This is a genomic window from Clostridium sp. JS66 (assembly GCF_033561535.1).
GTDB lineage: Bacteria > Bacillota > Clostridia > Clostridiales > Clostridiaceae > Clostridium_AM > Clostridium_AM carboxidivorans.
In genome coordinates this window covers 2,140,690-2,165,661 of sequence record NZ_CP131467.1, presented here as the reverse complement: position 1 = coordinate 2,165,661, position 24,972 = coordinate 2,140,690, and the positions used below count along the sequence as shown (strand labels likewise).

31 protein-coding genes and 1 pseudogene are annotated in these 24,972 nt (G+C 29.3%); 6 read left to right on the top strand and 26 right to left on the bottom strand.

What is annotated here, in order from left to right; translation table 11 throughout:
• Positions 1-6: 6 nt before the first annotated feature.
• The 6 genes from Q6H37_RS10175 to Q6H37_RS10150 all read right to left on the bottom strand — a co-directional run bounded on the left by Q6H37_RS10175 (position 7) and on the right by Q6H37_RS10150 (position 6,143).
• Complete coding sequence (locus Q6H37_RS10175) at positions 7-1,221, bottom strand: cytochrome c biogenesis protein/redoxin (protein ID WP_318741558.1); 1,215 nt, start codon at positions 1,219-1,221, stop codon at positions 7-9.
• A gap of 247 nt (positions 1,222-1,468) precedes the next feature.
• Positions 1,469-2,887: a HAMP domain-containing sensor histidine kinase gene (locus tag Q6H37_RS10170; protein ID WP_318741557.1), complete on the bottom strand. Its 1,419-nt coding sequence runs from the start codon at positions 2,885-2,887 to the stop codon at positions 1,469-1,471.
• Positions 2,888-2,934: 47 nt separating this feature from the next.
• Entirely contained in the window at positions 2,935-3,630 is a 696-nt protein-coding gene (locus Q6H37_RS10165) for a response regulator transcription factor (RefSeq protein ID WP_318741555.1), read from the bottom strand.
• A gap of 132 nt (positions 3,631-3,762) precedes the next feature.
• Positions 3,763-3,996 (bottom strand): SHOCT domain-containing protein, encoded by a 234-nt coding sequence (locus Q6H37_RS10160; RefSeq protein WP_318741553.1) that lies wholly within the window; start codon positions 3,994-3,996, stop codon positions 3,763-3,765.
• Positions 3,997-4,097: 101 nt separating this feature from the next.
• Positions 4,098-5,474 carry an MATE family efflux transporter gene (locus Q6H37_RS10155; protein ID WP_318741551.1) on the bottom strand — a complete coding sequence of 459 codons (1,377 nt, stop codon included), beginning with the start codon at positions 5,472-5,474 and terminating at the stop codon, positions 4,098-4,100.
• 204 nt (positions 5,475-5,678) lie between these two features.
• Entirely contained in the window at positions 5,679-6,143 is a 465-nt protein-coding gene (locus Q6H37_RS10150) for a MarR family winged helix-turn-helix transcriptional regulator (RefSeq protein WP_318741549.1), read from the bottom strand.
• A gap of 202 nt (positions 6,144-6,345) precedes the next feature.
• Here Q6H37_RS10150 and Q6H37_RS10145 point away from each other — a divergent pair, with 202 nt between their 5' ends.
• From Q6H37_RS10145 to Q6H37_RS10135, 3 genes are all read left to right on the top strand, one after another.
• The gene (locus Q6H37_RS10145; protein ID WP_318741547.1) at positions 6,346-7,206 is read left to right on the top strand and encodes a MurR/RpiR family transcriptional regulator; all 861 of its coding nucleotides are present in this window, start codon (positions 6,346-6,348) and stop codon (positions 7,204-7,206) included.
• A gap of 273 nt (positions 7,207-7,479) precedes the next feature.
• Positions 7,480-8,868 (top strand): 6-phospho-beta-glucosidase, encoded by a 1,389-nt coding sequence (locus tag Q6H37_RS10140; RefSeq protein WP_318741545.1) that lies wholly within the window; start codon positions 7,480-7,482, stop codon positions 8,866-8,868.
• Positions 8,869-9,055: 187 nt separating this feature from the next.
• A complete protein-coding gene (locus Q6H37_RS10135; protein ID WP_318741543.1) occupies positions 9,056-9,418 on the top strand; it encodes a NifB/NifX family molybdenum-iron cluster-binding protein in 363 nt (120 codons plus the stop codon).
• A gap of 102 nt (positions 9,419-9,520) precedes the next feature.
• Here the strand turns inward: Q6H37_RS10135 and Q6H37_RS10130 are convergent, their stop codons facing one another.
• From Q6H37_RS10130 to Q6H37_RS10115, 4 genes are all read right to left on the bottom strand, one after another.
• Positions 9,521-10,036, bottom strand: coding sequence for a C-GCAxxG-C-C family protein (locus Q6H37_RS10130; RefSeq protein ID WP_318741541.1), 516 nt, complete (start codon positions 10,034-10,036; stop codon positions 9,521-9,523).
• Between the two features lie 53 nt (positions 10,037-10,089).
• Positions 10,090-10,476, bottom strand: a complete 387-nt coding sequence (locus Q6H37_RS10125; protein ID WP_318741539.1) for a DUF134 domain-containing protein — start codon at positions 10,474-10,476, stop codon at positions 10,090-10,092.
• Between the two features lie 144 nt (positions 10,477-10,620).
• Positions 10,621-11,265: a 4Fe-4S binding protein gene (locus Q6H37_RS10120; RefSeq protein WP_318741537.1), complete on the bottom strand. Its 645-nt coding sequence runs from the start codon at positions 11,263-11,265 to the stop codon at positions 10,621-10,623.
• A gap of 157 nt (positions 11,266-11,422) precedes the next feature.
• Positions 11,423-11,935: a hypothetical protein gene (locus Q6H37_RS10115; protein WP_318741535.1), complete on the bottom strand. Its 513-nt coding sequence runs from the start codon at positions 11,933-11,935 to the stop codon at positions 11,423-11,425.
• Between the two features lie 228 nt (positions 11,936-12,163).
• On the opposite strand from Q6H37_RS10115, the gene Q6H37_RS10110 reads away from it, so the two are divergent.
• From Q6H37_RS10110 to Q6H37_RS10100, 3 genes are read left to right on the top strand one after another with little or no spacing between them, the layout of a single operon-like run.
• Complete coding sequence (locus Q6H37_RS10110) at positions 12,164-12,856, top strand: response regulator transcription factor (RefSeq protein WP_318741533.1); 693 nt, start codon at positions 12,164-12,166, stop codon at positions 12,854-12,856.
• Positions 12,849-14,630 (top strand): ATP-binding protein, encoded by a 1,782-nt coding sequence (locus Q6H37_RS10105; protein WP_318741531.1) that lies wholly within the window; start codon positions 12,849-12,851, stop codon positions 14,628-14,630. Before Q6H37_RS10110 ends, Q6H37_RS10105 begins: the two co-directional genes overlap by 8 nt.
• 19 nt (positions 14,631-14,649) lie before the next feature.
• Positions 14,650-15,048, top strand: coding sequence for an SHOCT domain-containing protein (locus Q6H37_RS10100; RefSeq protein WP_318741529.1), 399 nt, complete (start codon positions 14,650-14,652; stop codon positions 15,046-15,048).
• Positions 15,049-15,121: 73 nt separating this feature from the next.
• On the opposite strand, the gene Q6H37_RS10095 is transcribed toward Q6H37_RS10100, so the two are convergent.
• The 16 genes and pseudogenes from Q6H37_RS10095 to Q6H37_RS10020 all read right to left on the bottom strand — a co-directional run bounded on the left by Q6H37_RS10095 (position 15,122) and on the right by Q6H37_RS10020 (position 24,972).
• Positions 15,122-15,568: a DUF134 domain-containing protein gene (locus tag Q6H37_RS10095; protein WP_318741528.1), complete on the bottom strand. Its 447-nt coding sequence runs from the start codon at positions 15,566-15,568 to the stop codon at positions 15,122-15,124.
• Positions 15,541-16,010: pseudogene (locus Q6H37_RS10090) on the bottom strand (Fur family transcriptional regulator); the annotation flags it as partial. The gene Q6H37_RS10095 and the pseudogene Q6H37_RS10090, both read right to left, overlap by 28 nt.
• Positions 16,011-16,026: 16 nt before the next feature.
• Positions 16,027-16,383, bottom strand: a complete 357-nt coding sequence (locus tag Q6H37_RS10085) for a NifB/NifX family molybdenum-iron cluster-binding protein (protein ID WP_318741526.1) — start codon at positions 16,381-16,383, stop codon at positions 16,027-16,029.
• A gap of 12 nt (positions 16,384-16,395) precedes the next feature.
• Positions 16,396-17,220: an Mrp/NBP35 family ATP-binding protein gene (locus tag Q6H37_RS10080; protein WP_318741525.1), complete on the bottom strand. Its 825-nt coding sequence runs from the start codon at positions 17,218-17,220 to the stop codon at positions 16,396-16,398.
• Positions 17,221-17,389: 169 nt separating this feature from the next.
• Positions 17,390-17,758 carry a NifB/NifX family molybdenum-iron cluster-binding protein gene (locus Q6H37_RS10075; protein WP_318741523.1) on the bottom strand — a complete coding sequence of 123 codons (369 nt, stop codon included), beginning with the start codon at positions 17,756-17,758 and terminating at the stop codon, positions 17,390-17,392.
• A gap of 42 nt (positions 17,759-17,800) precedes the next feature.
• Entirely contained in the window at positions 17,801-18,535 is a 735-nt protein-coding gene (locus Q6H37_RS10070) for a Rossmann-like domain-containing protein (RefSeq protein WP_318741522.1), read from the bottom strand.
• A 35-nt stretch (positions 18,536-18,570) separates the two neighbouring features.
• Entirely contained in the window at positions 18,571-19,281 is a 711-nt protein-coding gene (locus Q6H37_RS10065) for an ATP-binding cassette domain-containing protein (protein ID WP_318741520.1), read from the bottom strand.
• Between the two features lie 28 nt (positions 19,282-19,309).
• Positions 19,310-20,110, bottom strand: a complete 801-nt coding sequence (locus Q6H37_RS10060) for an ABC transporter permease (RefSeq protein WP_318741518.1) — start codon at positions 20,108-20,110, stop codon at positions 19,310-19,312.
• 104 nt (positions 20,111-20,214) lie between these two features.
• Positions 20,215-21,012, bottom strand: a complete 798-nt coding sequence (gene modA / locus Q6H37_RS10055; RefSeq protein WP_318741516.1) for a molybdate ABC transporter substrate-binding protein — start codon at positions 21,010-21,012, stop codon at positions 20,215-20,217.
• A gap of 44 nt (positions 21,013-21,056) precedes the next feature.
• Positions 21,057-21,476, bottom strand: coding sequence for an MOSC domain-containing protein (locus tag Q6H37_RS10050; protein ID WP_318741514.1), 420 nt, complete (start codon positions 21,474-21,476; stop codon positions 21,057-21,059).
• 46 nt (positions 21,477-21,522) lie between these two features.
• Entirely contained in the window at positions 21,523-22,146 is a 624-nt protein-coding gene (locus tag Q6H37_RS10045) for a DUF1847 domain-containing protein (protein ID WP_318741512.1), read from the bottom strand.
• A gap of 235 nt (positions 22,147-22,381) precedes the next feature.
• Positions 22,382-22,942 (bottom strand): class I SAM-dependent methyltransferase, encoded by a 561-nt coding sequence (locus tag Q6H37_RS10040; RefSeq protein ID WP_318741510.1) that lies wholly within the window; start codon positions 22,940-22,942, stop codon positions 22,382-22,384.
• 5 nt (positions 22,943-22,947) lie between these two features.
• Positions 22,948-23,139 (bottom strand): ATP-binding protein, encoded by a 192-nt coding sequence (locus Q6H37_RS10035; RefSeq protein ID WP_318741508.1) that lies wholly within the window; start codon positions 23,137-23,139, stop codon positions 22,948-22,950.
• 355 nt (positions 23,140-23,494) lie between these two features.
• The gene (locus tag Q6H37_RS10030) at positions 23,495-23,668 is read right to left on the bottom strand and encodes a hypothetical protein (RefSeq protein WP_318741506.1); all 174 of its coding nucleotides are present in this window, start codon (positions 23,666-23,668) and stop codon (positions 23,495-23,497) included.
• Positions 23,669-23,776: 108 nt separating this feature from the next.
• On the bottom strand, positions 23,777-24,136 hold the full coding sequence (locus tag Q6H37_RS10025) for a DUF1634 domain-containing protein (RefSeq protein ID WP_318741504.1): 360 nt from the start codon (positions 24,134-24,136) through the stop codon (positions 23,777-23,779).
• The gene (locus tag Q6H37_RS10020; protein WP_318741502.1) at positions 24,136-24,972 is read right to left on the bottom strand and encodes a sulfite exporter TauE/SafE family protein; all 837 of its coding nucleotides are present in this window, start codon (positions 24,970-24,972) and stop codon (positions 24,136-24,138) included. The genes Q6H37_RS10025 and Q6H37_RS10020 overlap by 1 nt, the downstream gene beginning before the upstream one ends.

The window sequence follows — 24,972 nt, the reverse complement described above, 5'->3', positions numbered from 1 at the left end:
CCTAAGTTATTTAACATTATTTATTAATGATTCCATTGTAGTCTTATCCATAGCTCCTGGAACATATTTATTTACATTTCCTTCTTTATCAATTATAAAAGTTGTTGGAAAAGCTTCTATACTATATTGATCCATGATTTCTCCTGTATTATCAAAGACTACCGGAAAAGTATATCCCTGTTTACTAAGGAAATCCATTATATATTCTTTAGATCCTTCTCTACCCAAATTAGGTGCAGTTACTCCTAAAATTATAACATCCTTATTATTATTTTCATAATCCTTATAAACTTCTTCTATATGAGGCAATTCACCTTTACATGGAGGACACCAGGTAGCCCAAAAGTTTAAGAATACTACTTTGCCTTTATAATCACTTAACTTATGTGTTTTCCCATATTGATCAACTAAATTAAAATCTGGTGCTTTAACTTTATCCACTTTTGTAGAATTATCTTTACTACTTTGTGCATTTTTATCATCCTTATTTTGAACTTGTTCTACTTTATTGGTTGATTCTTTATTGGTATAATCAAATGCTTTACTTGAGCCTCCAATTATCATAATCAATCCAGAAACTATAAGAATAATTCCACCAATTTTTTGTATTATTCCCATATGAAGCTTTATCTTATCAATAAATTTAAACAACTTGTTATAAAAAATGGCAATTATTATAAATGGCAATATAAATCCAATAGTATAAATTAATATTAAAAGATTTCCAATCAGTACACTTTTTGAAGTTGATGCCATGATTAATACAGAAGAAAGCATAGGTCCAACACACGGAGTCCATCCAAAGCTAAACGTAAAACCAAGTATATAAGCAGTTATAGGTTTCATTTCCTTTATCTCAATATGTATTTTTTTCTCTTTTTGTAAAAATGGTATGTTTAAATAACCCATATAGAAAATTCCCATAATTATAATTAAAATTCCACCTATTAAAATAATTATTTTTTTATTAGAGGTAAAAAATTGATTTAATACACTTACTGAAGAACCTAATATGAAAAAGGTGGTAGATATTCCTAGCACAAATAAAATTGTATTTTTTAATAGGGAACTATTTATAAATTTAACTTCTCCATGTCTTAAACTCTGCACACTGCTATTTGACAATATACTTAAATACACTGGAAGCACAGGAATTATACATGGTGAAAATAACGATAATACACCTTCTGCAAACACCAAAAATAAATTTACATTTTCCATTATTCTAACCCCCATTTTTTTATTTAAAGCTCAACTTTTTCAGAGGACAGAGGACAGAGGACAATTGTCCTCTAAAAATATAAGAGTAACTTTAAAAAGTAAAGTTACTCTTATATTTTAAATCTACTATGCAATTAAGTCAATTATAATTATCCTAAAACATGTCACATCTAAACTGATATATAATTTTTGCAGATTTAGCAAGAATATTAACAATTACTTTAAGAAAACGACACTGCATATAACATTACTCATTTTCACAAATAACTTTCTCAGGAAACCATACTACAAATGTACTTCCTTCTTTTTCTTTACTTTCCACACTTATCTTTCCATTATGACATTCCACCAAACTTTTTGTTATGGTCAATCCTATTCCTGATCCTCCAGTATTTTTTGTTCGAGATAAGTCTGTCCTGTAAAACCTTTCAAAGATATAAGGCAAATCCTTCTCTGGTATACCAATTCCGTTATCTTTAACTTTAATACAAACGCCTTCTTCTTCTATCAACTCTACTACTACTTTTCCATTTGATTTTAAATACTTGTAGCTATTTGACAACAAGTTATGCATTATTTGCTTTAACTTATCTCTATCCATGTACACCCATATATCTTTATAAATTTTAGCTTCAATAATATAATTATTTTTTAAATACAAAGGTTCAAAGCTAGATATGATTTTTTTCAATTCTTCTGATAAATTAAATTTTGTACTATTTAATTTTAAATCTGCTTGCTCCAATTTTGCTAAATTTTGAAGCTTATTAACTAAATTTATCAATCTCTCTATTTCATCATAAAAAACTTGAAACCTTTCTTCTGTTGGCTCCCATATACCATCTAATAATGCTTCTACATGAGTTTTAAGTGTAGTAAGAGGTGTTCTAATTTCATGTGCCATATCTGAAGTCATTCTTTTTCTGAGCATTTCTTGATTTTGCAAAGTTTCTGCTAAATAGTTTATAGAAGCTGATAATTCCTGTATTTCTCTAGTTTCACTTTTAACCTGTGAACGAACAGCTAAATTACCCTTTCTCATTTCATTAGCAGTTTTAGTTATTCTAACTAATGGCTTAGTAAGCTGTTTAGCTAAAATGAAACTTACTCCCAGTCCAAATATTAATGCTATAAAACCTGAAAGTATAAAAGAATGGTTTAATGTCATTTTAAAGGTTACAGCTCCTTGATTTAAATATGAAGTTCCAAAATATCCAACAACTATTCTACCAATATTCTTTTTATTTTTTATCAGAGAATAATTTTCTTCTTTATATTCTCCTAAATTCATATGAGAATATTTACTCATGCCACCTTTCATCATATTTCCCATCATTGACTCCATCATATTTTTATGTTGAAGATGAGAATTGCCTGAATCAAATACAACATTTCCATTTATATCTTTAACCTGTATATAAAGTTCCTCTAATACTGCATATCTTAATAATTCATCCTTGTTAAAATTGGAAAATCCAGCTTTATTATCATATAAATCCTGAGCAGTAGCTACAATTTTATTCACTTTATCCTTCTGTTCATCTAACAAATAATTATTGAATTTTTTTCCCACCATATAATTCGAAATAAAAACTGATATTAATATTGCACCTACTACAGCAAGAAGAAAACCTATAGATAATTTTTTCATCAAGGACATTTTCATTTGAATCCACTCCATTCAATATAAAGTTTCAAATTATTATGCCATCACTAATCCAAAAATTTATATCCCATGCCATAGACAGTGATAATATATTTAGGTTCTTTATGATTATCCTCTATTTTTTGTCTTATATTTTTGATATAGCTGTCAATAGTCCTGTCAAAGCCTTCATAATCTTCTCCAAAAGCCTTTTGTACTAACTGCTCCCTTGAAAACACCTGACCTGGATTTGTTAATAATGCTAACAATACCTTGAATTCATTGGTAGTTAAATTTACATATTCACCAGCTTTTTTTACCTTCATTTTTTTTATGTGTACCTCTAAGTCACCATTATTAAAAAGCAAATAATCAGCAAGTGGACTGGAATCTCTATATGTTCTTCTAATTAAAGCTTTTACCCTTCCAACTAATTCACGCACACTAAAAGGTTTAGTTAAATAATCATCTGCTCCAATGGCTAAACCACTAATTTTATCTTCTTCTTCTGATTTAGCTGTTAACATAATTATAGGAACATCAGATACAGCCCTTATTCTATTACAAATTTCCTCTCCTGATATCTTTGGAAGCATTAAATCCAAAACAACTAAGTGAATTACTTCTTCTTTAAACAATCTTAATGCTTTCTCACCATTTTCAGCAGTTACTACCTGAAATCCTTCTTTTCTTAAATAAGCTTCCACCACTTCAACAATATTGGGCTCATCATCCACCACCAATATTTTCTTTATATCATTCACTAGTATCACCTCTTTATAAAAAACATCTTAATTTTAGCTTGATTATATTTTATTCTACTTATAATTTCAATAATTTATAAATATAAAGCAACCCTCTAGTCAATAAAACCAGAGGGTTCCGTGTTAAAAACTTTATCTTTTCTTCATTATAATAGTTCTTCTTCTTGTATATTCTTCATCACTAATTTCTCCAATAGCAAATTTTTCATCAAGTATTTTCATAGCACTACTAGAATTCACCATATAACTTTTTATAAACTTTACTGCAACTACTACTAAAATTATAAATAATAATATTCTAACTCCCATCATTATGGACATCCATGGACTAAATACTAAATCTGATCCTCTAAATCCACAAAACATATTTATTTCCTCCTATAAACATTAATTTTTAACTGTTTCTAACTTATTATTTGAATTAATTATAACTAACAAATGTGGAGGAAATATGGAGATTTTTTATTTTAAATTCCACTTCCAGAAAAAGCTTCTGTTTTCAAAACCTTCAGCTTTCTATTTAATGACAGAGCAAATATTATGGTTAAAATTACAGTGAACAAATCCGCTGTAGGCTGTGCCCAAATTACACCTTCAATGTGAAAAAGCCTTGGCATGATTAAAATGGTTGGAATAAAGAATAATCCTTGACGGCTGATGCTTAGAATTCCACCTTCTTTCCCCATTCCTAAAGCAAGAAATAAGCACATATATACTTGCTCAAATCCAAACAATATAAATGCAATCCCGCTTGCTCTAAGTGCTCTGCTGCCTATATCAATCAGCATCGCATCATTTTTAGAAAACAAATATACAATTTGTCCAGGAATTAAAATTAAAATGAATGCAGTAACAATACAAAATATTGTTGACCACTTAATTGACACCTTTGTTGCTTCCTTCAATCTATCATAGTTTTTTGCACCATAATTATATCCTGCAACTGGCTGGTAACCTCTCATAAATCCAAAAACCACATAACTTCCAAGTGCCATGATACGAGTTACAACACCAATGGCTGCTACCGCTGAATCACCATAACTGCTTGCTGCAGTATTGGAAAGTGCCATTGAAGTGCTTGACAAGAGTTGAGAAACAAAAATTGGAATTCCAACTTTAAAAATCTCTGCAAAAATTGCAGTATCAAATCTAAAGTTACTTATAGAAAATCTCAAACATCCTTTTTTACTTAACATATACCAAATGTACAAAATAGAAGCTGCACCTTGTGATATAACAGTTGAAATGGCTGATCCTCTAATTCCAAGACCTAGAGGATATATTAAAATTGGATTTAATATAATATTGAGCACACCGCTGAGCAGCATAGAGGTCATAGTTAGTTTTGACATACCTTCAGAGGTTACAATATTGTTCATAGTAACAATAAAAATGTTTAAAATTGAACCTGTAATATATATAACTGCAAATTCTCTTGCATATGGTAGTATTGTTTTTGTAGCTCCTAAACCAACCAATATGTCATCAAGAAAACATAGGGATATGGCTATGGCAATAATGCCCACAACCAAACTGGAAAATAGTGCAGTTGAAGCTGTCTGATTCGCTTTGTCAGGTTTTCCTTCTCCAAGAAGCCTTGCAATGTAAGATGCAGCACCACTTCCAAAGGTCATGCCAAGTCCTATTATAATCTGTACAATTGGAAATGCAATAGATACAGCCCCCATCTGACTAGTTCCAAGACCACCTACAAAGTAAGCATCCACTACACTGTAAAGTGCAGAAATCATCATGCCTATCATAATAGGCACACCCATTTTCAACAATACTTTAGGAATTTTTTCATCACGCATCATTTTAAGTTTTTCGTTTTTAGAATTCAAAATATCATATCCTTTCTAATGTGTATAGTTACTATACGCTCTCCTTAAAAAAATGTATTCTTTATTTAATTTTGTTTAGGGTGGTTTAGCATAGTTATCATCCAACAAGTGTATAACATCTATACTCTTTTGATAAAAAAACACCTTGCTTATAATTATCTCCATTTTACCATTAACCCTTCATACTCAAAATTCAATATGCATTTATTTTTCAAAAGCATCAATTTGCTTTTCTAATGAGTTAAGCAATTCTCTAAAAAACGTCTTGTTTTCTTCTGCTGCATTTTCAAGTAAATCGTCAAAAATCTCTTCATATTTTTTATGTAACTTTTCATGATGCATATATGCTGTCTCACCCTTTGAAGTCAGCCTTAACAAAAGTCTTGACTGATTGCGTGGATCAGCATCTTTGATAATCATACCTTTACGGTCAAGCTTCATAATAATCTGGGAAACTGCTCCTTTCGTAACTCCAAGCATATCAGCCAAACCTGTCACATGAATACCTTCATTTTCTTTTATGGATTTAATCATGTGAATTTCAGCTTCATATAAGGGTTTATCCGTCCCATAATATCGAGTTTTCTTATCAAATTCGGAAATTTTTGATACTATTCTTAAAAAAGTATAACTTATTTTATTTCTATTTTTAAATTTCATATTCATCATGGCAATAGTATATAGCTGCTAAACGCATTTGTCAAGTATGATAGAAATTTAAAATATAACAAACTCCCATTTTTCATGCTTAGCTCATAATGTAAATAAGTAGGAGCTTTCTTATAAAAAACAAATTGATATAATAAAAAAAATGTATTTGTGTTAAGATTAATTTAAAGATTTAAGTTGAAGCAAACTAGGAGGCTGCTCTATGACAATAGAAAATATGATTAAATGCTGTGATAATTTAACCCCAACAGAAAGTCAATTAGCCCAATACATTTTGGAAAATAAAAATCAAATTGAAAAATTATCTATTCAAAAGTTTTCTGAGGAAACCTTTGTTTCAAAGTCTGGAATTCATAGATTTTTTAAAAAAATTGGAATTAATGGATTTAATGAACTTAAGGTAAAACTTGCTCAAGATATTGTGGAAGAAAGTAAAGTTGATAATAAAATTGATGTTAATTTTCCATTTGATTCTAAGGATACTCAAAAAATAATAACTCAGAAGCTGTTAAAATTATATGAAGCATCAATAGCTGATACCTACAATTCTATTAATTTAGAAGTGTTGAACAAATCTGTTAAATTGCTGAAAAATGCAGATATTATAGATATATACACACATGCACATAATATTAATGTTGCAGAAAATTTTCAAGATAAAATGCGATCAATTGGGAAATTGGTTAATTGTCCAAAATCATTTTATGAACAGCGCTGTACTGCAACAGCATCTAAAAAGAATCATGCATCTATTATTTTATCATATTCAGGAAGAGCAGCTTTTTTACCTTCTATTGTAGAAATATTACATAAAAAAGATATAGAAATAATTTGGATAGGCAGACTTGGAAAGAGTGTTGAATCAAATCATATAAAGCATAATTTATATATAAGCAATAGAGAGAATTTAAAAAATAGAATATCTCAGTTTTCATCGCATATTGCAATGCAATACATGTTAGATGTGATTTTTAGCTGTATTTTTAAAATAGATTATGAGAGAAACATAAATTATATCAAAGAAGTTGAAAATACTGTTGATGATAGAAACATTAATGAATAGAAAAATACCATTTTTGTTACATTATTAAAAGCTCCTTAGAAAAAATTTCTGATGGGCTTTTTTCAATTTGGAATGTGAAAATTAATTAAAAGTTTCAAAAAGTTTCAATATAATGTACTGATTAATGGTAATTTAAAAGAAAAAGTATCAAAATAACTTATATCCATTGATTTAAGTGGTTGTAAAGAATATATTATAACCATAAAAATATTCTTTTATTTAAAAATTATACTAAGTAAATAAATTTATAACATTAGATTGGAGGAAAAGTATATGAAGAACCCTATAAAAATTGTAACTATTGGTGGAGGAAGCAGCTATACACCAGAATTGATTGAAGGCTTTATTAAGCGATATGATGAAATGCCAATAAGTGAAATTTGGTTAGTTGATATTGAAGACGGAAAGGAAAAGTTAGATATAATTGGAAAGCTAGCACAACGTATGTGGGATGCTACACCATATGATGTAAAAGTAATTACAACCTTAAATAGAAAGGAAGCATTAAAAGGTGCTGATTTTGTAACAACGCAATTTAGAGTTGGCTTATTAGATGCAAGAATTAAAGATGAAAGGATACCCTCTCTACATGGAATGTTAGGGCAAGAAACTAATGGCGCAGGTGGAATGTTTAAGGCATTTAGAACAATTCCAGTAATAAAAGAAATTGTTGAAGATATGAAGATGTTATGTCCAGATGCATGGCTAATTAATTTTACTAATCCTAGTGGAATTATTACAGAAGCAGTAATTAAACATTTTGGATGGAAAAAATGTATTGGATTATGTAATGTTCCAGTGATTGCAATGATGAATGAACCAAAAATTATTGAAAAGAAGACTTCAGAATTAAGTTATCAATTTGCAGGGCTAAATCATTTCCATTGGCACAAAGTATTTGATGAAAATGGAAAAAATATAACTGGTCAGTTAATAGAGCATATTAATGAAAAAGGTGGTGGAACACCAGTTAACATTTATCAAGCTGAATTTCCATTAGAATTATTGCATTCCATGAATTTGCTGCCTTGTGGATATCATCGTTATTACTACTCAGAAAAAGAGATGTTAGAGCACAGCATAGAAGAATTCAAAAAAGGTGGAACTCGTGCAGAACAAATGAAAGAAGTAGAAGCATCTCTCTTTGAAATATATAAAAATCCAAACTTAAATAAAAAGCCTGAAGAACTTCAAAAACGTGGAGGAGCATATTATAGTGATGCAGCTTGTGAATGCATAAGTGCAATATATAATAATAAAGGAATTCGTATGGTGGCAAGTACACAAAATAATGGAGCTATACCTTGTCTTAGTCCAGATTCTATTGTTGAAGTTTCATGCATAATTTCTGCTAAAGGGGCAGAACCAATTGTATGGGGTGACATGGGGTCTTTTGAAAAAGGGCAGCTTCAGATTATGAAAGCAATGGAAGAATGTACAATAAACGCTGCATTGTCAGGTGATTACGGAACAGCATTACAAGCATTTACAATAAACCCATTAGTTCAAAAGGGAAGTGAAGCAAGACAAGTATTAGATGAATTATTGGTTGCACATGAAAAGTATCTTCCTCAATTTAAAGAAAAGATAACAGCGTTAAAGAAGCAAGGGATAGCATCAAAAGATCCTGTGGTAGTAGATTTAATGAAAAATGGACATTAAAAACTTCTGTAAATAAACATACTGACTAAATCATCAAGGATGAAAGAGAAAGAGGTATTGGCTTTATTTTAAGCAATTTTATTTTATTGTTATTGACATATGTCAGATATAAGTTTATTATATATATAAAGAGCATATGACAATAACTTATAATATGTTAAATAATTTAGAAGGAAGGTATTTATACATGAAAATTGCATTGCCATCTCGTGGAAATCAAATTGATGATCATTTTGGTCACTGTGAATATTTTACTGTTTTTACAGTTGATACAGCTGCAAAAAAGGTAGTTGATTCACAAGTTGTTCCATCACCAGCAGGCTGCGGCTGTAAATCAAATATTGCACAAACTCTTGCAACAATGGGTGTTACCCTTATGCTTGCAGGCAATATGGGAGAAGGTGCAGTAAGAGTACTAGAGAATTCTGGCATTGACGTAGTACGTGGATGTTCAGGTGACATAAATGCAGTAGCTAATGGCTGGCTTCAAGGTTCACTTGTAGATTCTGGTGACTGCTGCCATGAACATGAACATGGATGTCATAGTTAATTTCTATTTAATATATACCCATTAAAAAGCCAGTTAGAATAGTTGTTTAAATTATTCTAACTGGCTTTATTAATTGCCTAGTTATGAAAATCCCACCTAATACTAAGAACTCTGTTTATTGGACTTTATATATTCATACATAATTTCTGCAGCACTACCAACAATCTCCACACAGGGACGTTTTTTATAATATTCCTTTGTTCTTTCCTCAGGTATGTAACTTTCACTTTGAACAGATAATCCTAAAAGTTCTCTACAAATTAATGAGCCGTTATTTTCTTTAAATTTCTCAGCAAGCTGTTGAATACGCTTATAATGTTCCGCTTTTGACAATCTATCCTTTGGATCAACATAACCATACTTCATACCAGCTACCATAAACATGCCGCTTACTGCTCCGCAAACTTCTCGCAGCCTACCCATACCTCCACCAAAGGAAGATGATATTCTAAGAGCTGTTTCAAAATCCATTCCACATTCTTCACAAAAAGCTGCAAATACGGACTGTGAACAATTATACCCTTGCTTAAACAATTCCACCGCACGCTCCTTAAAGCTGTTAATCTCACTGTATTTACTACTGCATATATTATGATTATGCTTACAATTTTCGCTCATTTTTTGTAACTCCTTTTACTTCATATTATAAATTATGCTTCCTAAAAGTACTTTTATTTCAATACACCTTTATCTTCATTTCTTACAAAATTTCTATTACAATCATGTCTGCAGCATCTTGGACCACCACAAAATTTTTCAAATCCATTACAAAGTTTATAATCTCCTCCCTCAATTCTTAGCACCCTGCCATTCACTAGCGACTCTGCAAGTTTTCTTCTCGCATCATTATATATACCTTGGACTGTTGTACGTGCAATGTTCATTTGATTGGCACATTCCTCCTGAGTAAACCCTTCCAAATCAATTAGTCGTATGGTTTCATATTCATCAACAGTCATGGTTATAAAGTCCTCCTCATTAATAGGAACATTAAGTGGGCCATATATATCTCTTTGCGGTAAGCAGCATACTCTTCTGCATTTTCTTGGTCTAGGCATTAAATATTCACCTCATTTACAACAAAGTCAGTACTTCATTTTAGTTATTGATACATGTCATTTTAATTTTATTTTACTATTTTTATGACATATGTCAAATAAAGATCTACTAGCTTAATTATTATTTTTCCAATAATCTTAGCATTAACCCACTTTATCATATCCTATTGATTTTTTAGGACATGCTGTAACACATTTTCCACACTGTATGCAATCAGGATGACTTAATAAATCACCTTTATATTCATAAGGAACTATTCCAAGTGAACACTTTTTCTCACATAATTTGCATGATACACAGCTAGAGGATACTTGTAATACTTTTTTATTTTTTCTAAGCTTTGATATAAAAGATGCTATAGTTCCCATAAGACAAAAATGACACCATGTTCTATGATTATAAAATAATGATAAAACTATTCCTATTATAGTAGTTACAACAATTATTCTATAAAACACCATACCAATACCATAAAGATTTCCCCAATTTTTCTTAATTCCAAGTGTAAACATTGTTAGCATAAATATCATAAGCATTATTCTAAAATAATTTGATTTTAAAAAGTTTGGCACTTTTCTTTTGTTACTAAATTTAGAAACTATATTGTCATAAAAGTTTCCCCTTGGACATAAATTTCCACACCAAAATCTTCCTCTAAATATAGATACAATTATAGGTGCTATCATACAGATAGCAGCTGCTATTGCAAATCTTAAATCAATCAATCCCATTAATACAAAAGCTATTAACAATACAAAAGAATACTTTTTCCACAATTTCAAAAACATATAAAATAAACTCCTTTCAATTAATCATCTAACAGTATTATATCATAATATCGTAATATTACAATATATAAATATACAATTTATATATTTGTTCTATTTTTATAAATTCAAATGATAAAAGAGAATGGAACAATAAATTCCATTCTCCTTTATTTAACTATTCCACACTATTATTGATATGACAGTTTCCTGTTCCTCTACCTCCATGCCCCATATGTCCTCTTCCTCCATTGCCCATTCCTTGTCCAGGAACACCAGTACAACTTTCCAAATTGTTTTTCAATGTTTCTTTCATTGTAGTACCTTCTTCTTTAGTTATCTTTCCATCTGCAACTGCCTTATCTACAGCCTTATTTCTTTCCTCAAGTAATGCTGCTTTAAATTGCTCTTCTGTCATACCCTTTTCTTTTGCCAAATCATACATTGTTTTTCCCGAGTTAAGACCATCTGTTATTTCTTTGTCTGTCATTCCTAGCTTATTTTTTAAAATTGATTGTACATAATCATATCCACTTGTACCTGTAATCCTTGCAAGTCCAACCCTTCGATGAACACTACTGTTTCCATTGGTACTATTAGTTGATCCTGTACTTGCACTTGCATATGCTGTTGCTCCTATACCTACTGCAAGTGTCATTGTCAAAGCTATGATTAAATTTTTCTTTTTCATTATTAATTCCTCCAATACATTTAATTTTGTACCCCTCGAGTATAATACAATAATAAAATATATCTTGAACAAAAAAGTGTCCTAATTGTGTTATATTTATTAAAATTCACATGAACATGTTTACAATCAACTCACAATTGTAACAAATTCAGTCCACAATTATTTCACAAATCAAATTTATTTTGATGATATAATCTAAATAAGATAAAAAATACGAGGTGATGAAAAATGGATAAAAATATTTTGATTGCCGATGATAATATAGAAATCATTAAAATTTTAAAACCTTATGTAGAAAAAGAAGGCTTTACTGTAGTTTCTGCACTCAATGGAAAAGAAGCATTGGATAAATTTGATGTATGTAATCCTCAAATTGTTTTATTGGATATTATGATGCCAATAATAGATGGAATGGAAGTGTGTAAATCAATAAGACTTAAATCCAATACTCCAATAATAATGATAACAGCAAAGAGCGAGGATGCAGATAAAATTTTAGGGTTAAATTCTGGTGCTGATGACTATATTGTAAAACCTTTTAGTCCTGGTGAAGTAGTGGCAAGAATAAAGGCCATACTTAGAAGAATTACACCACCTGAAAATATTAAATTAACTACAATTAAATATCCTCCCCTTGAATTAGATATTGAAAATTATTCAATTAAATTAAAGGGTTCAAATATTAACCTTACTAAAAAAGAAATAGAAGTTTTATGGATGCTTTCAAATTCACCTAATAAGATAGTTTCAAGAGATACTCTGCTTGATAGCATATGGGGTATAGATTACTTTGGAGATCCTCGAACAGTAGATACTCATATAAAAAGGATAAGAGCAAAGCTTGCACTTAATGGACAATATAACTGGGATATTAAAACTATTTGGGGTATGGGATATAAATTTGAGGTGAAAGATGTTTAGAAAAAATATCACTTTTAAACTTACTTTTGGTTTTTTACTAATTGTTATTATTTCAACTCTCTTAATAGGTATTATTTCATTAAACATATTTAAAAATAACATCTTTAATGTAAAAAGAAATAATATGACAAAGCATGCTTTGGAAATTTCAGAAACTCTTAAGCCCTATATAACTCAAAATTCTAAAGGAAAGGAGTTTACTGATATTATAAACTTATTGGATTCCATTGACAATGCAAAGATTTGGATAGTTGATTCTAATAAAAATATTATATCTGCATCAAACAATAAAAATGTTAGTCTTACTTATATCACTGATAAAGATGTAAAAAAATCATATAATTCTATTTTCCAAAAAACATTAGCTAATTCAGAAGAATATGATGAAGTATACAACCCATATTATAAGGAATACATGATGACTGTGGCAGTTCCTATAAAAAATAACAGCAATAATGTAATAGGTGCAGTAGTTATTAATTCTTCTATTACTGATCTATCTAATTCTATGAACAATTTTTTTATATATTTAATTTTAACTCTTTTAGGTGAAATATTTCTTGCTGGATTTATGGGATATTATTTTTCCAAAAGCATTACAACACCTATAAAAAAAATAAACTCCTCTGCACTTGAACTAGCAAAAGGTCACTACGGAATAGCTACAAACATATATCAAAAGGATGAAATTGGCGAATTATCAAGTTCCTTTGATTTATTATCTTTAAAGCTTCAGTACACTATAAACAAACTTTTTGAAGAAAAAACAAAGCTAAGTAATATTATAACAAGTATGAATGAAGGCATTTTAGCAATGGATACAAACCTTAATATCATTAATATTAATCAATCTGCCTTTTCATTATTATCTGTTGAAGATTGGGAATCAGACTTAAAAATTAATACAATATTATCAAAATTGAATGTAATTAAAGAATTTGAAGCTGCTATATCTAAAGATACAAAAAAATCCATATTAAAAGAATACCTAAGCAAAACTTTAAATTTCTCCATGTCACCTGTAAAAAATAATTTAAATGAGACTATAGGTGGTGTAATTCTTATTCAAGATGTAAGTGAAAAGGAAAAACTTGAACAGATGCGCAAAGATTTTATTTCAAATGTTTCCCACGAATTTAGAACTCCTTTAACAATTATAAAAGGTAATTTAGAATCAGTTATAGATGGATTGACAAAACCAGAATATATAAAAGATACTTGTATTACACTTTTAAAAGAAACTAATCGTCTTGAAAGAATGGTTAAAGATCTGCTTAATTTAAGTAAATTAGAATCTGGCAAATTGGAAATTGTTTTTAATGAACTGGATGTTAATATGCTTATTAATGATACCTTAAGGGGCCTTAAGCCATTGATAAATAATAAATGTATAAATTTACAACTGTTACTTGAAAATAATTTACCTCTTCTATTTAGTGATTACGATAAATTGAAGCAATTACTTATAATATTTTTGGACAATGCAATTAAGTTTTCTCCAAATGAAGGTATATTAAAAATATCTACCTGTTCAGACAATAAGAATATTTATATGACTATTGAGGACAACGGAATTGGTATACCTAAAGAAGAAATTGAATATTTAGGTGAAAAGTTCTTCAAAGCTGATAGAGCAAGAACTTCAAATGTTGAAGGAACTGGACTTGGGCTTTCCATAGCAAAAAGATTAGTAAAAGTTTTAAATGGACACTTTGAAATAGAAAGTGAATTAGGAAAAGGAACAATTATAACTATTTCATTTTCCAAAATATAAAAATAAAGGGAGTAAAATTATGAGACATGGATATGGCCATCATATGGGATTAGGTTTTTATGGTTCCTATATTTTAATATTTTTCTTATTAATTATTTTAACTTTAATATTTTTTCTCCTTAAAAATCAATCTCCTGCAAGTCCATTTATAATAAAGCAGATTAGCATACTTAAAGAAAAATATGCTTCTGGTACTATTTCTGTTGATGAATATACTGAAAGAAAATCCATCATTGAAAATACTAAATATTCAAGCCCTTATACTCCTATGCTTCTAGAAAGATATGCTGAATGTTCAATAAGTACAGAAGAATTTTTAAATATTAAGAATGAAATTGAAAGTAATAAAAATGATTCTTTTATATGTGAACAACTTGCAAAAGGAGAACTTTCCTATAATAAATTCAAATTAAAATAATTGAATTATATAAAAAACGAGAGTTACTTTGCCAAACTCTCGCTTTTTAATATGCTAAATTTTTTCAATTATTCTAGGTTGAACTTTCTGTATTACACCATCGCCTGCAAAATGCAGCTTTTTTGCTGCACACCACTTTCTGAGATCCACAGTTAGGACAAGCTAATTTATCATGCTCATAATTTATTTCATAAATTTCTCCACAGTCCATACACTTGAATTTGCAGTGATTTGTAGTATAATATCCTCCACTGATTCTTATAGCTTTTCCTTCTGTTAGTGCTACTGCAACCTTTTTTCTAGCACTATCAATTATATTTTGAAAGGTTTGGCGGGATATTTCCATTTTTTCAGCACATTCTTCTTGATTTAGTTCTTCTATATCCTTAAGTCTCATTGCTTCAAGTTCTTCTACCTTTAAAACTATTTCTTCAGTTTCACATTTAGGTTTTCCCCATGGTACAAAATAATCATCTTTTGGAAAAAACTCAACTTTTCTAAATTTAGTTGGTCTTGGCATTTTCATCCTCCCTGCATTTATTACATAATCCAATTAGCATTATATCAGCATCAGATACAATTAAATTATTTTCCTTTTCAATTTTACTATTTAATTTCAAATAATCCAACTCTAAAGATTTATTATCTATATCTATTATACTATTACATTTAATACATTTAAAATGTATATGCAGGGGTTTTCCACTAAATATTTTCATTTCATAATAATTTGTACCATTTATATTTATTTCTTTTATTATATTTAATTTACTAAATACTTTCAAACTCCTATAGACTGTAGCGATGCCAACAGAATACTTTTTAACATCTTTACATATTTCTTCAGCACTTAAATGAATATTAGATTTAATTAAAGTTTTTAGTATATATTCCTTTTGCCTTGTAAACATATATCCGCTATCTTCAATCATTTTTTTTATATAAATTAAATCTTTATCCATTTAATTCTCCTTAACATTAATCTTCACAATGACCTTCACGCTGATGTTCTGTACAAACACTTCCTGTAGACTTTAACTCTCCATTTATATACTGCTGTACTAAATCTTCACAATTACCAACTGCTCCAACAACTACCTCTATTCTATTTTCCTTAAACAATTCTTGAGCTGCTTCTCCCATACCACCTGCAATAATAACATTTGTTCCTAAATCCTTTAAAAATACTGGTAAAAATCCTGGTTTATGTCCTGGATTTTGAACAAACTTCTTGTTTAAAGCTTTTCCTTCCTCAACTTCATAAGTAGTAAAACCTTCACAATGACCAAAATGTCCACTTACTAATTTTCCCTCACTTGCAATTGCTATTTTCATTTTATATTCCTCCTAAAACTTTTTCAAAATATTTGTTACTATTGGATTAAACAACTCATCTAAGCTTTCACTTGAATTTTCACATCCACAGCTTGATAAATTACAAATTTCACTAACCATTGGTAATTCACCAAGAAGCTCTAAATCAGCTTCTTCTAAAAATTTATCTATACTCTCTCCATTAAATAGTTTTATCTTTTTATTACAATCCGGACAAACTATATAACTCATATTTTCTACAACACCTAAAACTTTAATATCCATTTTCCTTGCCATATTTATAGCTTTGGAAACAATCATTGAAACTAAATCCTGAGGTACAGATACCATTACAAGTCCATTAATAGGAATAGACTGCATAACAGTTAATGCTACATCTCCTGTTCCTGGAGGCATATCTATTATTAGATAATCTAGTTCTCCCCAAAGTACATCAGTCCAAAATTGCTTAACTGCTCCAGAAATTATTGGACCTCTCCATATTACTGGCTCATTTTCATCTTCAATTAATAAATTTAATGACATAACTTTTATTTTATCTTCTGTTTCTACTGGATATATAATTTTCTCTCTAACTTCTGCATTTTTGTCTTTTAAACCAAGTAATCTTGGTACACTTGGCCCTGTTATATCAGCATCCAAAATTCCTACTTTATATCCTGATTTTCTTAATTGTTTAGCAATCATTACTGATATAGTAGATTTTCCAACTCCACCTTTACCGCTCATAACTCCTATAACATTTTTAATACTATTCATTGGATTATTTTCTATCATGCATTTTTCCTTATCTTTGGTGCATGAATCACCTGATGGACATGAATTACAATTTGACATAATTTCCACTCCCTGTCTGTCTTTATTATTGGCATTTGCTAATTATATATTACATCAGCTTTTTATTGTTGTCAAATGCCAATAATAAAAACAACAAAAAAATAAAATACCTTTAGAAACAATCATGTAATTTTTCTAAAGGTATTTTATAAATAATCATAATTTTATATTAATGATGATTACCACCACAACTATTTGTTCCATCATAATTTCTAATTAATTTAAATGATCTTTTTTCCATTAATTCAAGAGCTTTTTCAACTGAATAATCAGCACCAAAAAGCCTTGTTACTCCAGCATCTGCTAAAATATCAAATGCTGTTTTTTCTATATCACCTGTAATCAATGCCTCACAATCATACTTCAATATATAATCAGCAAGACTTTTGGTGCATGAATCTTCAAACAATTCATCATTTTTTATAACTGTAATATTTAAACCATTCATATCAACAATCAATAAATACAAACATTTTTCAAATTTCCTAGACACTTTGCTGCTTAAATTTTCTCCATCTGCTGCCACTGCAATATTCATCTTTTCACCTCGCTTTATGTATATACATATAAGATTTTTCTATTATTTTGAACAAGGACAAAACCTTTCAAGCTTAATTAAAGCTGCTGTACCTGCAAGAGTAGTTCCAAAAAATATAGTTGGTTTATCTAACAAAACATTAGTTATTGTTTTATTAGATACAGTGCTGCCTGTAGCAACCACAATATCACACCAATTCAACAAGTCATCAATTGGTTTACTTCCATCCTCAACCATTACTCCATATTTAACTTTTCCTATATTATTCTCATCTAAATCCACAATTCTTACCTTATAATTTTTACTCAAATTTTCTAACATAGCTGGCTGAAACCCTATTAATGCAATCTTCGGACTGCCGTATTTATTTTTTATATATTCTACTAACTCTAAAGCACAGCTTTCTGGTTCTCCATCTTTACAGTGTACTGTATTATTTGTCATTCCTAAATATCTGCATACAGCATTTAAAGTGGCAATATATACAGCTGTATCAAAGTTTGTCTTCAGCGGCATTTCAATTATTTGTTTTAAATTTCCCAGGAAATTATTCGGCATATCTGTAAAAGCCTGACCTTTAACACCTTTAAAATCTGCTTGTAATAATTTTTCTTTTCCTTTTATAATAGGAAAATCCTTTCTTTCAGGAGTTCCTATAGCTTCTTCTGTAGTTAAAGCTCTTCCTGTTATTTTTACTTCTTCATTTAAGAATCCATTATCTTCTACAAGTTTTCTAAACTTACCAAATAAATCAGTATAAAATTCATTTTTATTCATTTAAATACCTCCCCAAAAATATGATTAACTTAGCTTTACAAGGTTTTGCCTCCTGTAAAGTTTGCTACAAACTCTGATTTAGGATTTTTAAATATTTCCTCAGGAGTTCCTATTTCACAAATTTCACCATCTCTCATAATGGCTATCCTGTCAGCCAAATATACTGCCTCATTGAAATCATGAGTTATATGAATAGTTGTAGTCTTTAACTTTTTATGAATTTTCTTTAAGTTATGTTGAAAAATTTCTTTAGTACGTGGGTCTAAGGCACTACTTACTTCATCTAACAATAATATCTTTGGTGAAGTCACAACAGCTCTTGCAAAAGCAACTCTCTGTTGCTCTCCTCCACTTAATGTCAAAGGATTTCTATTCAATAAGTGATCTATACCAAGCATTGTACTTATTTCCTGTAAAGTTTTATCCATATCAGCTTTATTTACCTTTCTAGCTTTCAACCCAAAAACTATATTTTTTCTAACAGAAAGGTGAGGAAACAGCAAATAATCTTGATATACAAATCCTATATTTCTTTTTTCTGGTGGAAGGTTACTTATGTTTATATTGTTAATATATATATCACCACTATCTGGCGTATATATACCCGCTATAGTTTCTAGTATTATTGTTTTTCCCGTTCCTGTAGGTCCTAGTATTACAAAATATTCTCCTTCCTTTACCCCAAAATTTATATCTTTAAGTCTAAAATCGCCAAGCTTTTTATTAATATGCTCCAACTTAAGCATACTTTTAACTCCTTTTCCATTAAATTATTTAAAATCTTTTGTCTTTTCCTAAACACTCAAATATAAATAAACAAATTACAGATATAATTATTAATATAGCAGCTGCAGCTAAAGCCTTATCTAAATTTCCACTGGATAAATTTAAAAATATTGCTGCTGGTAAAGTTTCCGTTTTCATTCGAATAGCACCTGCCAACATAAGTGCAGTACCAAACTCACCTAATGCATTTGTCCAGGTTATTATAATTCCTGAAATCAAGCCATTTCTTGCTAAAGGAAGTGTTACCTTAAAAAAGGCTCCCCAACTGCTGTATCCTAATGTTCTAGCTACAAATTCAAGCTTAGGATTAATATCTTCAAAGGTTATTCTAAAAATTCTTATCATATATGGAGTATTGATAAAAAAATGTGCCAATATGATTCCTGTAACAGAAAAAACAGGGTCCATACCTAGATTATTTAGAATATTCTCCATTGGTTTTGTGCTAAATAACAATAACAATGCAATTCCTGATGCAATAGGTGGAATAGAGTTTGGTATTTGTATTATGGAACTAATAAATCGTTTACCCCAAAATTTAAATCTAGCTAGTCCATAAGCTATGGGCACAGAAAATATCAAACAAATTATTGTAGACGCAGTTGCTGTATACAAAGTTAGTTTAATTGCAAATTGAACTTCTTTATCCTCAACAATTTCTTTCAATATAAAAAAACATTTGCATAAAACTACACCTATAGTAAGAACTATAAAGGTTATAAAAATCATTATAAATAGCCCTATAATTATCTTAAAACAAATATCTTTATAGTTTTTATTAAACATCATAAGCTGCCTTTCAAATTATTATTTAAATTATCTTCAATTATGAAATTATATTCACATAATAAATATGGACTCTTACTCTATGGTTATTAAAATTTCACTTCATATTACTTTATAGGCTTTAAATTGTATTTGACAAATATAGCTTTTCCTTCATCCGAAGCAGTAAAATCTATAAATTTTTTACATAAATCAGTTTCCTTAGAACTTTTTAAACCTGCTATAGGTACAACTTTAATCAAATTTTCTTTTTCAGGAATTTGTACTATATCTACATTTTTAGCTGCATTTAGAGCATTATCTTCCCATATAATAGATGCATCTGCTTTTTTTGCGGAAAGAAATGTTACTATTTCATTTACTGTAGTAACCGTAGAAACAGTATTATTCTTAGTCTGCTGCTCTATTCCAGCCTTTGCAAATAACTTAGATGCTAGCATGCCTAATGGTGATGTTTGAGGATCTCCTAAAATAATTTTAACTCCTGTTTTAGAAAGATCTTTTATATTAGTTATACCAGCAGGATTACCTTTAGGTACTGCAATTACAGGTATATGATAAGCCAAATCCTTTTTTTGCAAAGTAAGATTTTTTTTATTAGCTGTGTTATAATCCTCATCAGATGGCAATACGCAAACATCACCTTTATGCGAAACTTCCATTTGACCTATAAGCTGTGAAGCATTAGCATAAGTATATTGAATTTTAACTCCATATTTTTTTTCAAAGCTTTTACCTATTTCCTCCATAGGTTTATTTAATCCTGCACCACAATAGACTAGTAATTCTTTTTTATCCTGACTGCTGCTTTTAGTAGTACTTTCCTGCTTTTGGCCACATCCCATAAATGCAACGGAAGTTAGCAAAAAAACTAAAACTGAACTTATTAATTTTTTTGTTTTCATAACACTCATCTCCCTTATTTTTAAATATATTAATTACTCTAATTTCATTTGATTTTTTTTACAAAATCCCCAATATTTATTTTGCCACCTTTAATTACTATTCCAAATCTACCTTCCCTGCTAACTATGTAAGGCCTTCCATGTTCCTTGTACTCTTCTTTACCTACATGTTGTATTTTAATTACAGCTTCTCCAATTTGAATTACAGTTCCAATTTTAAGATTATCAATTGAAACACCTGATATAGTAACATTTTCAGTAAATCCTCCATTTTTGACTTCTTCCATTTTATTAGAAGGAACCTTGCTCATAGCTTCTATAGGAAGAATACTTATCTGCTTATCCCAATTTCCAGCATGTGCATCACCTTCAATGCCAAATCCTTCAATGACATTAACAGAGGACACTTGATTTTTTTCAGTTCCTCTCTTTTCACTAATGTTTAAAGAAATTACTTTTCCCATAAAAATCTCCTTTCAAAATTTAGCTGCATATTTATTCTGAATCCCATTATTTATACAACTTATTTTTGTAGTATCCATCTGAAAGATATAGCGCCCCTATAGGATTATGTGCAAGTACTCTATCCTTAACTGCAAAAACAGTTATTGGTGCATCAGAATATTTTATAAATAATGAATCGTGGCCTACACATAATCCTAGAATAATATTTAAATCCGTTTTAGCATTATTTAGAAAAATAGCTTGTCCTATAGGATTGCACATAGCTTCATATGTACCAGGTCTTACCTTCTCACTATCCTTAATATTCAAAAATTCTTTAGGTATACTTCCGTTTTTACAAACCACCGAATTAACCTCAAATCCATTATGCTTTAATATTGAACATAATGCTTTTGCTTCATTACTTAATCCCACACAAAAAGCTACACCTAATTTTTTAAAGTTACATTTATTAGCAAAATCCATTATCTCTTCAAGTCTTGTTTTCCTGCAATATCCTTCTGCTTCAACTAACGCTGAATTATGTGCTAACTTATAATTTTCATCTTCAGAATATAAATTTTTTATTTTCTCTTGTTCCTCTTTTTCATTACAAGGGCAATTAACAGGTAATTTTTCAAGTTCTCCTTTCTTACAATAATGTTCACTGCACATAGCACAAGTATACATATTACCACCTCAAACCTTCTTCATTTTATTTTAAAAAGTAATTATGCCTTTAAGAAAAGATTTATTTATAAAAAACATAACTACATTAATTGTCTAACACACTATTAGCATATGCTATAAATATAATTATAGCATATGCTAATTATATATCAATAAAAAAAGCCATTAGAATAGTCTTTAAAATTATTCTAACTGGCTCTTTATGTTCAATAAAAAATTAATACTTTTCCTCTTATTATATTTTAAATTTTACACCATAATGTTCATTATTAATATTTACTTCCTCTAAAAAAGTGAATTCTAAAGGTTCAACTAGGCTTTTTATTTCTTCTTTTGATATTCTTTCATTTACTGGCGGACCACTTTTCATATCCCTCTTATCCCATTCAATTATACAAAAATATCCTTCATTTTTTAATACTCTTTTTACCTCAGTAAAAAATCTCACTTTATCTTCTATTTCATGTATCACATTACATACAAAAACATAATCAATAGAATTATCTTCTACTGGAAAGGAGTATTCTTCACTCTTTTTAAATTCTATATTTGTTATATCTTCTACTTTTTTCTTTGCAATATCAAGAATTTCTGGTGTTATATCTATACCAATTACATTTCCCTTATTAATAATTTTTGCTGCTGGTATAGTAAAATAACCTATTCCACAACCTATATCAAGTAACGTACCTTTGTTACTTATTTTAAATTTTTTTAGAGTTTCTTCAGGAGGCATAGTCTCTCTTCTTTTAGGATTATCTAATTTTTCTATTTTTTTAATATCAAATTTATGCATCTTAATCACTCCCCATCATCAAATTCTAATGCACCCGTAGGACAATAGTATATACACCTGCCGCATTTTACACATCTTTCTTCAAGTACAGTAGGTGCATCAAACCCTGTTTGTTTTAATGCATATACTGGACAAACTTTTACTGCTAAACATGAATGATCTTGCATACAAATATCCTTATTTACTCTTATTATCATAATAGTCACTCCAGCCTATCATATTTAATATTCTTATCATTAACTTACTTTTTCATATCCTATTACCTTCTTGGGATATGCTTTAAGACATTTTTCACAAATCTAAAAGCACATACAATTAACTCCTTTCATATGGACTATTTAAATTACTTAACATCATTATATCATTATATTATGATATTACAATATAATAACACCGATTTTATACTAAATTTTTTCATTTAAATTTTTAATTTTAAAGTAGAGCTTATTTATAATGTGAAAAGTTGCTTTGATTTTAGCAAACAGATTAGATAAAAATATAGAAAATGAATAAGGGGCTATAAACCCCATATTAATAGATAAAAAGCAAGTACTATTTTTTATGATTGTTTTCATCATTATCATCAAACAAGTCATCCAGTGGTGCTAAATGAATTTCATCAAAATCTACATGACCAGCTGGTGTTTTCGTAACTTTGGGATCAGAAACAAATATGCTAGCAAATTCAGTAATTGGATTTTTATCTGTATCATTTTTATCTCTCATAATATCGCCTCCAGTAATATTATGAGGGAGAATTTTTAAAAGTATGTATGGATTTGATTTTTAATTTTCCTATAACATATAAAATGCTGATGCTAGTCATTTATCTTCCTATTCAACTTTTCCAAGTATAAAACTTATAATTAATATTATGAAAACAAAAGAAGTAATTTTTACATATAAAAAGTCCTTTTCTTTTGCAAATACAATAATTGAAACACCTACACGAAATACAGGGGTTGCAATTAAAATCATAAGTCCAGTTAATATTATTGAATATGATTTAAATGCCAAAGCTCCTTTTAAAATTGCTATGGGTTCCGTTGGATATGTACTTCCTGCATATCCGCTATTTCCAGTTAATAAAAACATTCCAAAACCAATGAATATTACAAAGGCACTTAATAAAACACCAAATTTTAAAAATTTACTTATAACAATCTCCATTTCTTCAATTTCACTCTTATGCATCATTTAACCCCCAATCCTTTTATAATCATTTCTATGGAAACATAAGCAACAACCGGTATAAATATTTTTCTTATAGTTTTACTCTTTAAATTCTGCATAACCTTGGTTCCAATAGTTGCTCCAAATAAAACACCAAGAGCTACAGGAGCAGAAATTTTAGGATCTATATCTCCTCTAATTAAGTACACACCAGCACTTGCAGCTGCAGTTACTCCTATCATAAAATTACTAGTAGCACTGGATACCTTTAAAGGAAGCTTCATAAACAAATCCATAGCCATAACCTTAAATATTCCACTTCCTATACCAAGAAGTCCTGATATAACTCCTGCCACATACATCATGCCAAATCCACCATAGACACCAGTAACATTATACTGAATTTGCTGATTTAAAACTTTGTCATAATAAGCCCCATTTAAATTTAATTTTGCAGCTATAGGATGTGTTTCAATATTTTTAGGAAGTTCACTTTTTGATTTTTTGATCATGTTAACTGTAGAATATAGTAAAACCATGCCAAATATTAAATAAAGATATTTAGTGTTAATCATTCCACTTAAAAATGCTCCTGTAATTGCACCTGTTGTTGTAGCTATTTCGAGAAACATACCTATTCTTATATTTGTTATTCTGTCTTTTATATAGGCAATAGCTGCTCCACTTGAAGTAGCAATTACTGATACTATACTTGCACCTATGGCATATTTTATATCTATTCCAAAAAATAAAGTTAATACCGGCGTAATTATAATACCTCCTCCAAGTCCAAGAATTGACCCCAACACTCCTGCTATAATTGATATGATAAATATTTTCAAAGCTATTATAACCAT

What these genes read in the sequence shown, in the direction of transcription:
- Q6H37_RS10175 (WP_318741558.1), bottom strand. Translation starts at nt 1,221, where the DNA reads ATGGAAAATGTAAATTTATTTTTGGTGTTTGCAGAAGGTGTATTATCG.
- Q6H37_RS10170 (WP_318741557.1), bottom strand. Translation starts at nt 2,887, where the DNA reads ATGAAAATGTCCTTGATGAAAAAATTATCTATAGGTTTTCTTCTTGCT.
- Q6H37_RS10160 (WP_318741553.1), bottom strand. Translation starts at nt 3,996, where the DNA reads ATGTTTTGTGGATTTAGAGGATCAGATTTAGTATTTAGTCCATGGATG.
- Q6H37_RS10150 (WP_318741549.1), bottom strand. Translation starts at nt 6,143, where the DNA reads ATGATGAATATGAAATTTAAAAATAGAAATAAAATAAGTTATACTTTT.
- Q6H37_RS10145 (WP_318741547.1), top strand. Translation starts at nt 6,346, where the DNA reads ATGACAATAGAAAATATGATTAAATGCTGTGATAATTTAACCCCAACA.
- Q6H37_RS10140 (WP_318741545.1), top strand. Translation starts at nt 7,480, where the DNA reads ATGAAGAACCCTATAAAAATTGTAACTATTGGTGGAGGAAGCAGCTAT.
- Q6H37_RS10135 (WP_318741543.1), top strand. Translation starts at nt 9,056, where the DNA reads ATGAAAATTGCATTGCCATCTCGTGGAAATCAAATTGATGATCATTTT.
- Q6H37_RS10130 (WP_318741541.1), bottom strand. Translation starts at nt 10,036, where the DNA reads ATGAGCGAAAATTGTAAGCATAATCATAATATATGCAGTAGTAAATAC.
- Q6H37_RS10125 (WP_318741539.1), bottom strand. Translation starts at nt 10,476, where the DNA reads ATGCCTAGACCAAGAAAATGCAGAAGAGTATGCTGCTTACCGCAAAGA.
- Q6H37_RS10120 (WP_318741537.1), bottom strand. Translation starts at nt 11,265, where the DNA reads ATGTTTTTGAAATTGTGGAAAAAGTATTCTTTTGTATTGTTAATAGCT.
- Q6H37_RS10115 (WP_318741535.1), bottom strand. Translation starts at nt 11,935, where the DNA reads ATGAAAAAGAAAAATTTAATCATAGCTTTGACAATGACACTTGCAGTA.
- Q6H37_RS10110 (WP_318741533.1), top strand. Translation starts at nt 12,164, where the DNA reads ATGGATAAAAATATTTTGATTGCCGATGATAATATAGAAATCATTAAA.
- Q6H37_RS10105 (WP_318741531.1), top strand. Translation starts at nt 12,849, where the DNA reads ATGTTTAGAAAAAATATCACTTTTAAACTTACTTTTGGTTTTTTACTA.
- Q6H37_RS10100 (WP_318741529.1), top strand. Translation starts at nt 14,650, where the DNA reads ATGAGACATGGATATGGCCATCATATGGGATTAGGTTTTTATGGTTCC.
- Q6H37_RS10095 (WP_318741528.1), bottom strand. Translation starts at nt 15,568, where the DNA reads ATGCCAAGACCAACTAAATTTAGAAAAGTTGAGTTTTTTCCAAAAGAT.
- Q6H37_RS10085 (WP_318741526.1), bottom strand. Translation starts at nt 16,383, where the DNA reads ATGAAAATAGCAATTGCAAGTGAGGGAAAATTAGTAAGTGGACATTTT.
- Q6H37_RS10080 (WP_318741525.1), bottom strand. Translation starts at nt 17,220, where the DNA reads ATGTCAAATTGTAATTCATGTCCATCAGGTGATTCATGCACCAAAGAT.
- Q6H37_RS10075 (WP_318741523.1), bottom strand. Translation starts at nt 17,758, where the DNA reads ATGAATATTGCAGTGGCAGCAGATGGAGAAAATTTAAGCAGCAAAGTG.
- Q6H37_RS10070 (WP_318741522.1), bottom strand. Translation starts at nt 18,535, where the DNA reads ATGAATAAAAATGAATTTTATACTGATTTATTTGGTAAGTTTAGAAAA.
- Q6H37_RS10065 (WP_318741520.1), bottom strand. Translation starts at nt 19,281, where the DNA reads ATGCTTAAGTTGGAGCATATTAATAAAAAGCTTGGCGATTTTAGACTT.
- Q6H37_RS10060 (WP_318741518.1), bottom strand. Translation starts at nt 20,110, where the DNA reads ATGATGTTTAATAAAAACTATAAAGATATTTGTTTTAAGATAATTATA.
- modA (WP_318741516.1), bottom strand. Translation starts at nt 21,012, where the DNA reads ATGAAAACAAAAAAATTAATAAGTTCAGTTTTAGTTTTTTTGCTAACT.
- Q6H37_RS10050 (WP_318741514.1), bottom strand. Translation starts at nt 21,476, where the DNA reads ATGGGAAAAGTAATTTCTTTAAACATTAGTGAAAAGAGAGGAACTGAA.
- Q6H37_RS10045 (WP_318741512.1), bottom strand. Translation starts at nt 22,146, where the DNA reads ATGTATACTTGTGCTATGTGCAGTGAACATTATTGTAAGAAAGGAGAA.
- Q6H37_RS10040 (WP_318741510.1), bottom strand. Translation starts at nt 22,942, where the DNA reads ATGCATAAATTTGATATTAAAAAAATAGAAAAATTAGATAATCCTAAA.
- Q6H37_RS10035 (WP_318741508.1), bottom strand. Translation starts at nt 23,139, where the DNA reads ATGATAATAAGAGTAAATAAGGATATTTGTATGCAAGATCATTCATGT.
- Q6H37_RS10030 (WP_318741506.1), bottom strand. Translation starts at nt 23,668, where the DNA reads ATGAGAGATAAAAATGATACAGATAAAAATCCAATTACTGAATTTGCT.
- Q6H37_RS10025 (WP_318741504.1), bottom strand. Translation starts at nt 24,136, where the DNA reads ATGCATAAGAGTGAAATTGAAGAAATGGAGATTGTTATAAGTAAATTT.
- Q6H37_RS10020 (WP_318741502.1), bottom strand. Translation starts at nt 24,972, where the DNA reads ATGGTTATAATAGCTTTGAAAATATTTATCATATCAATTATAGCAGGA.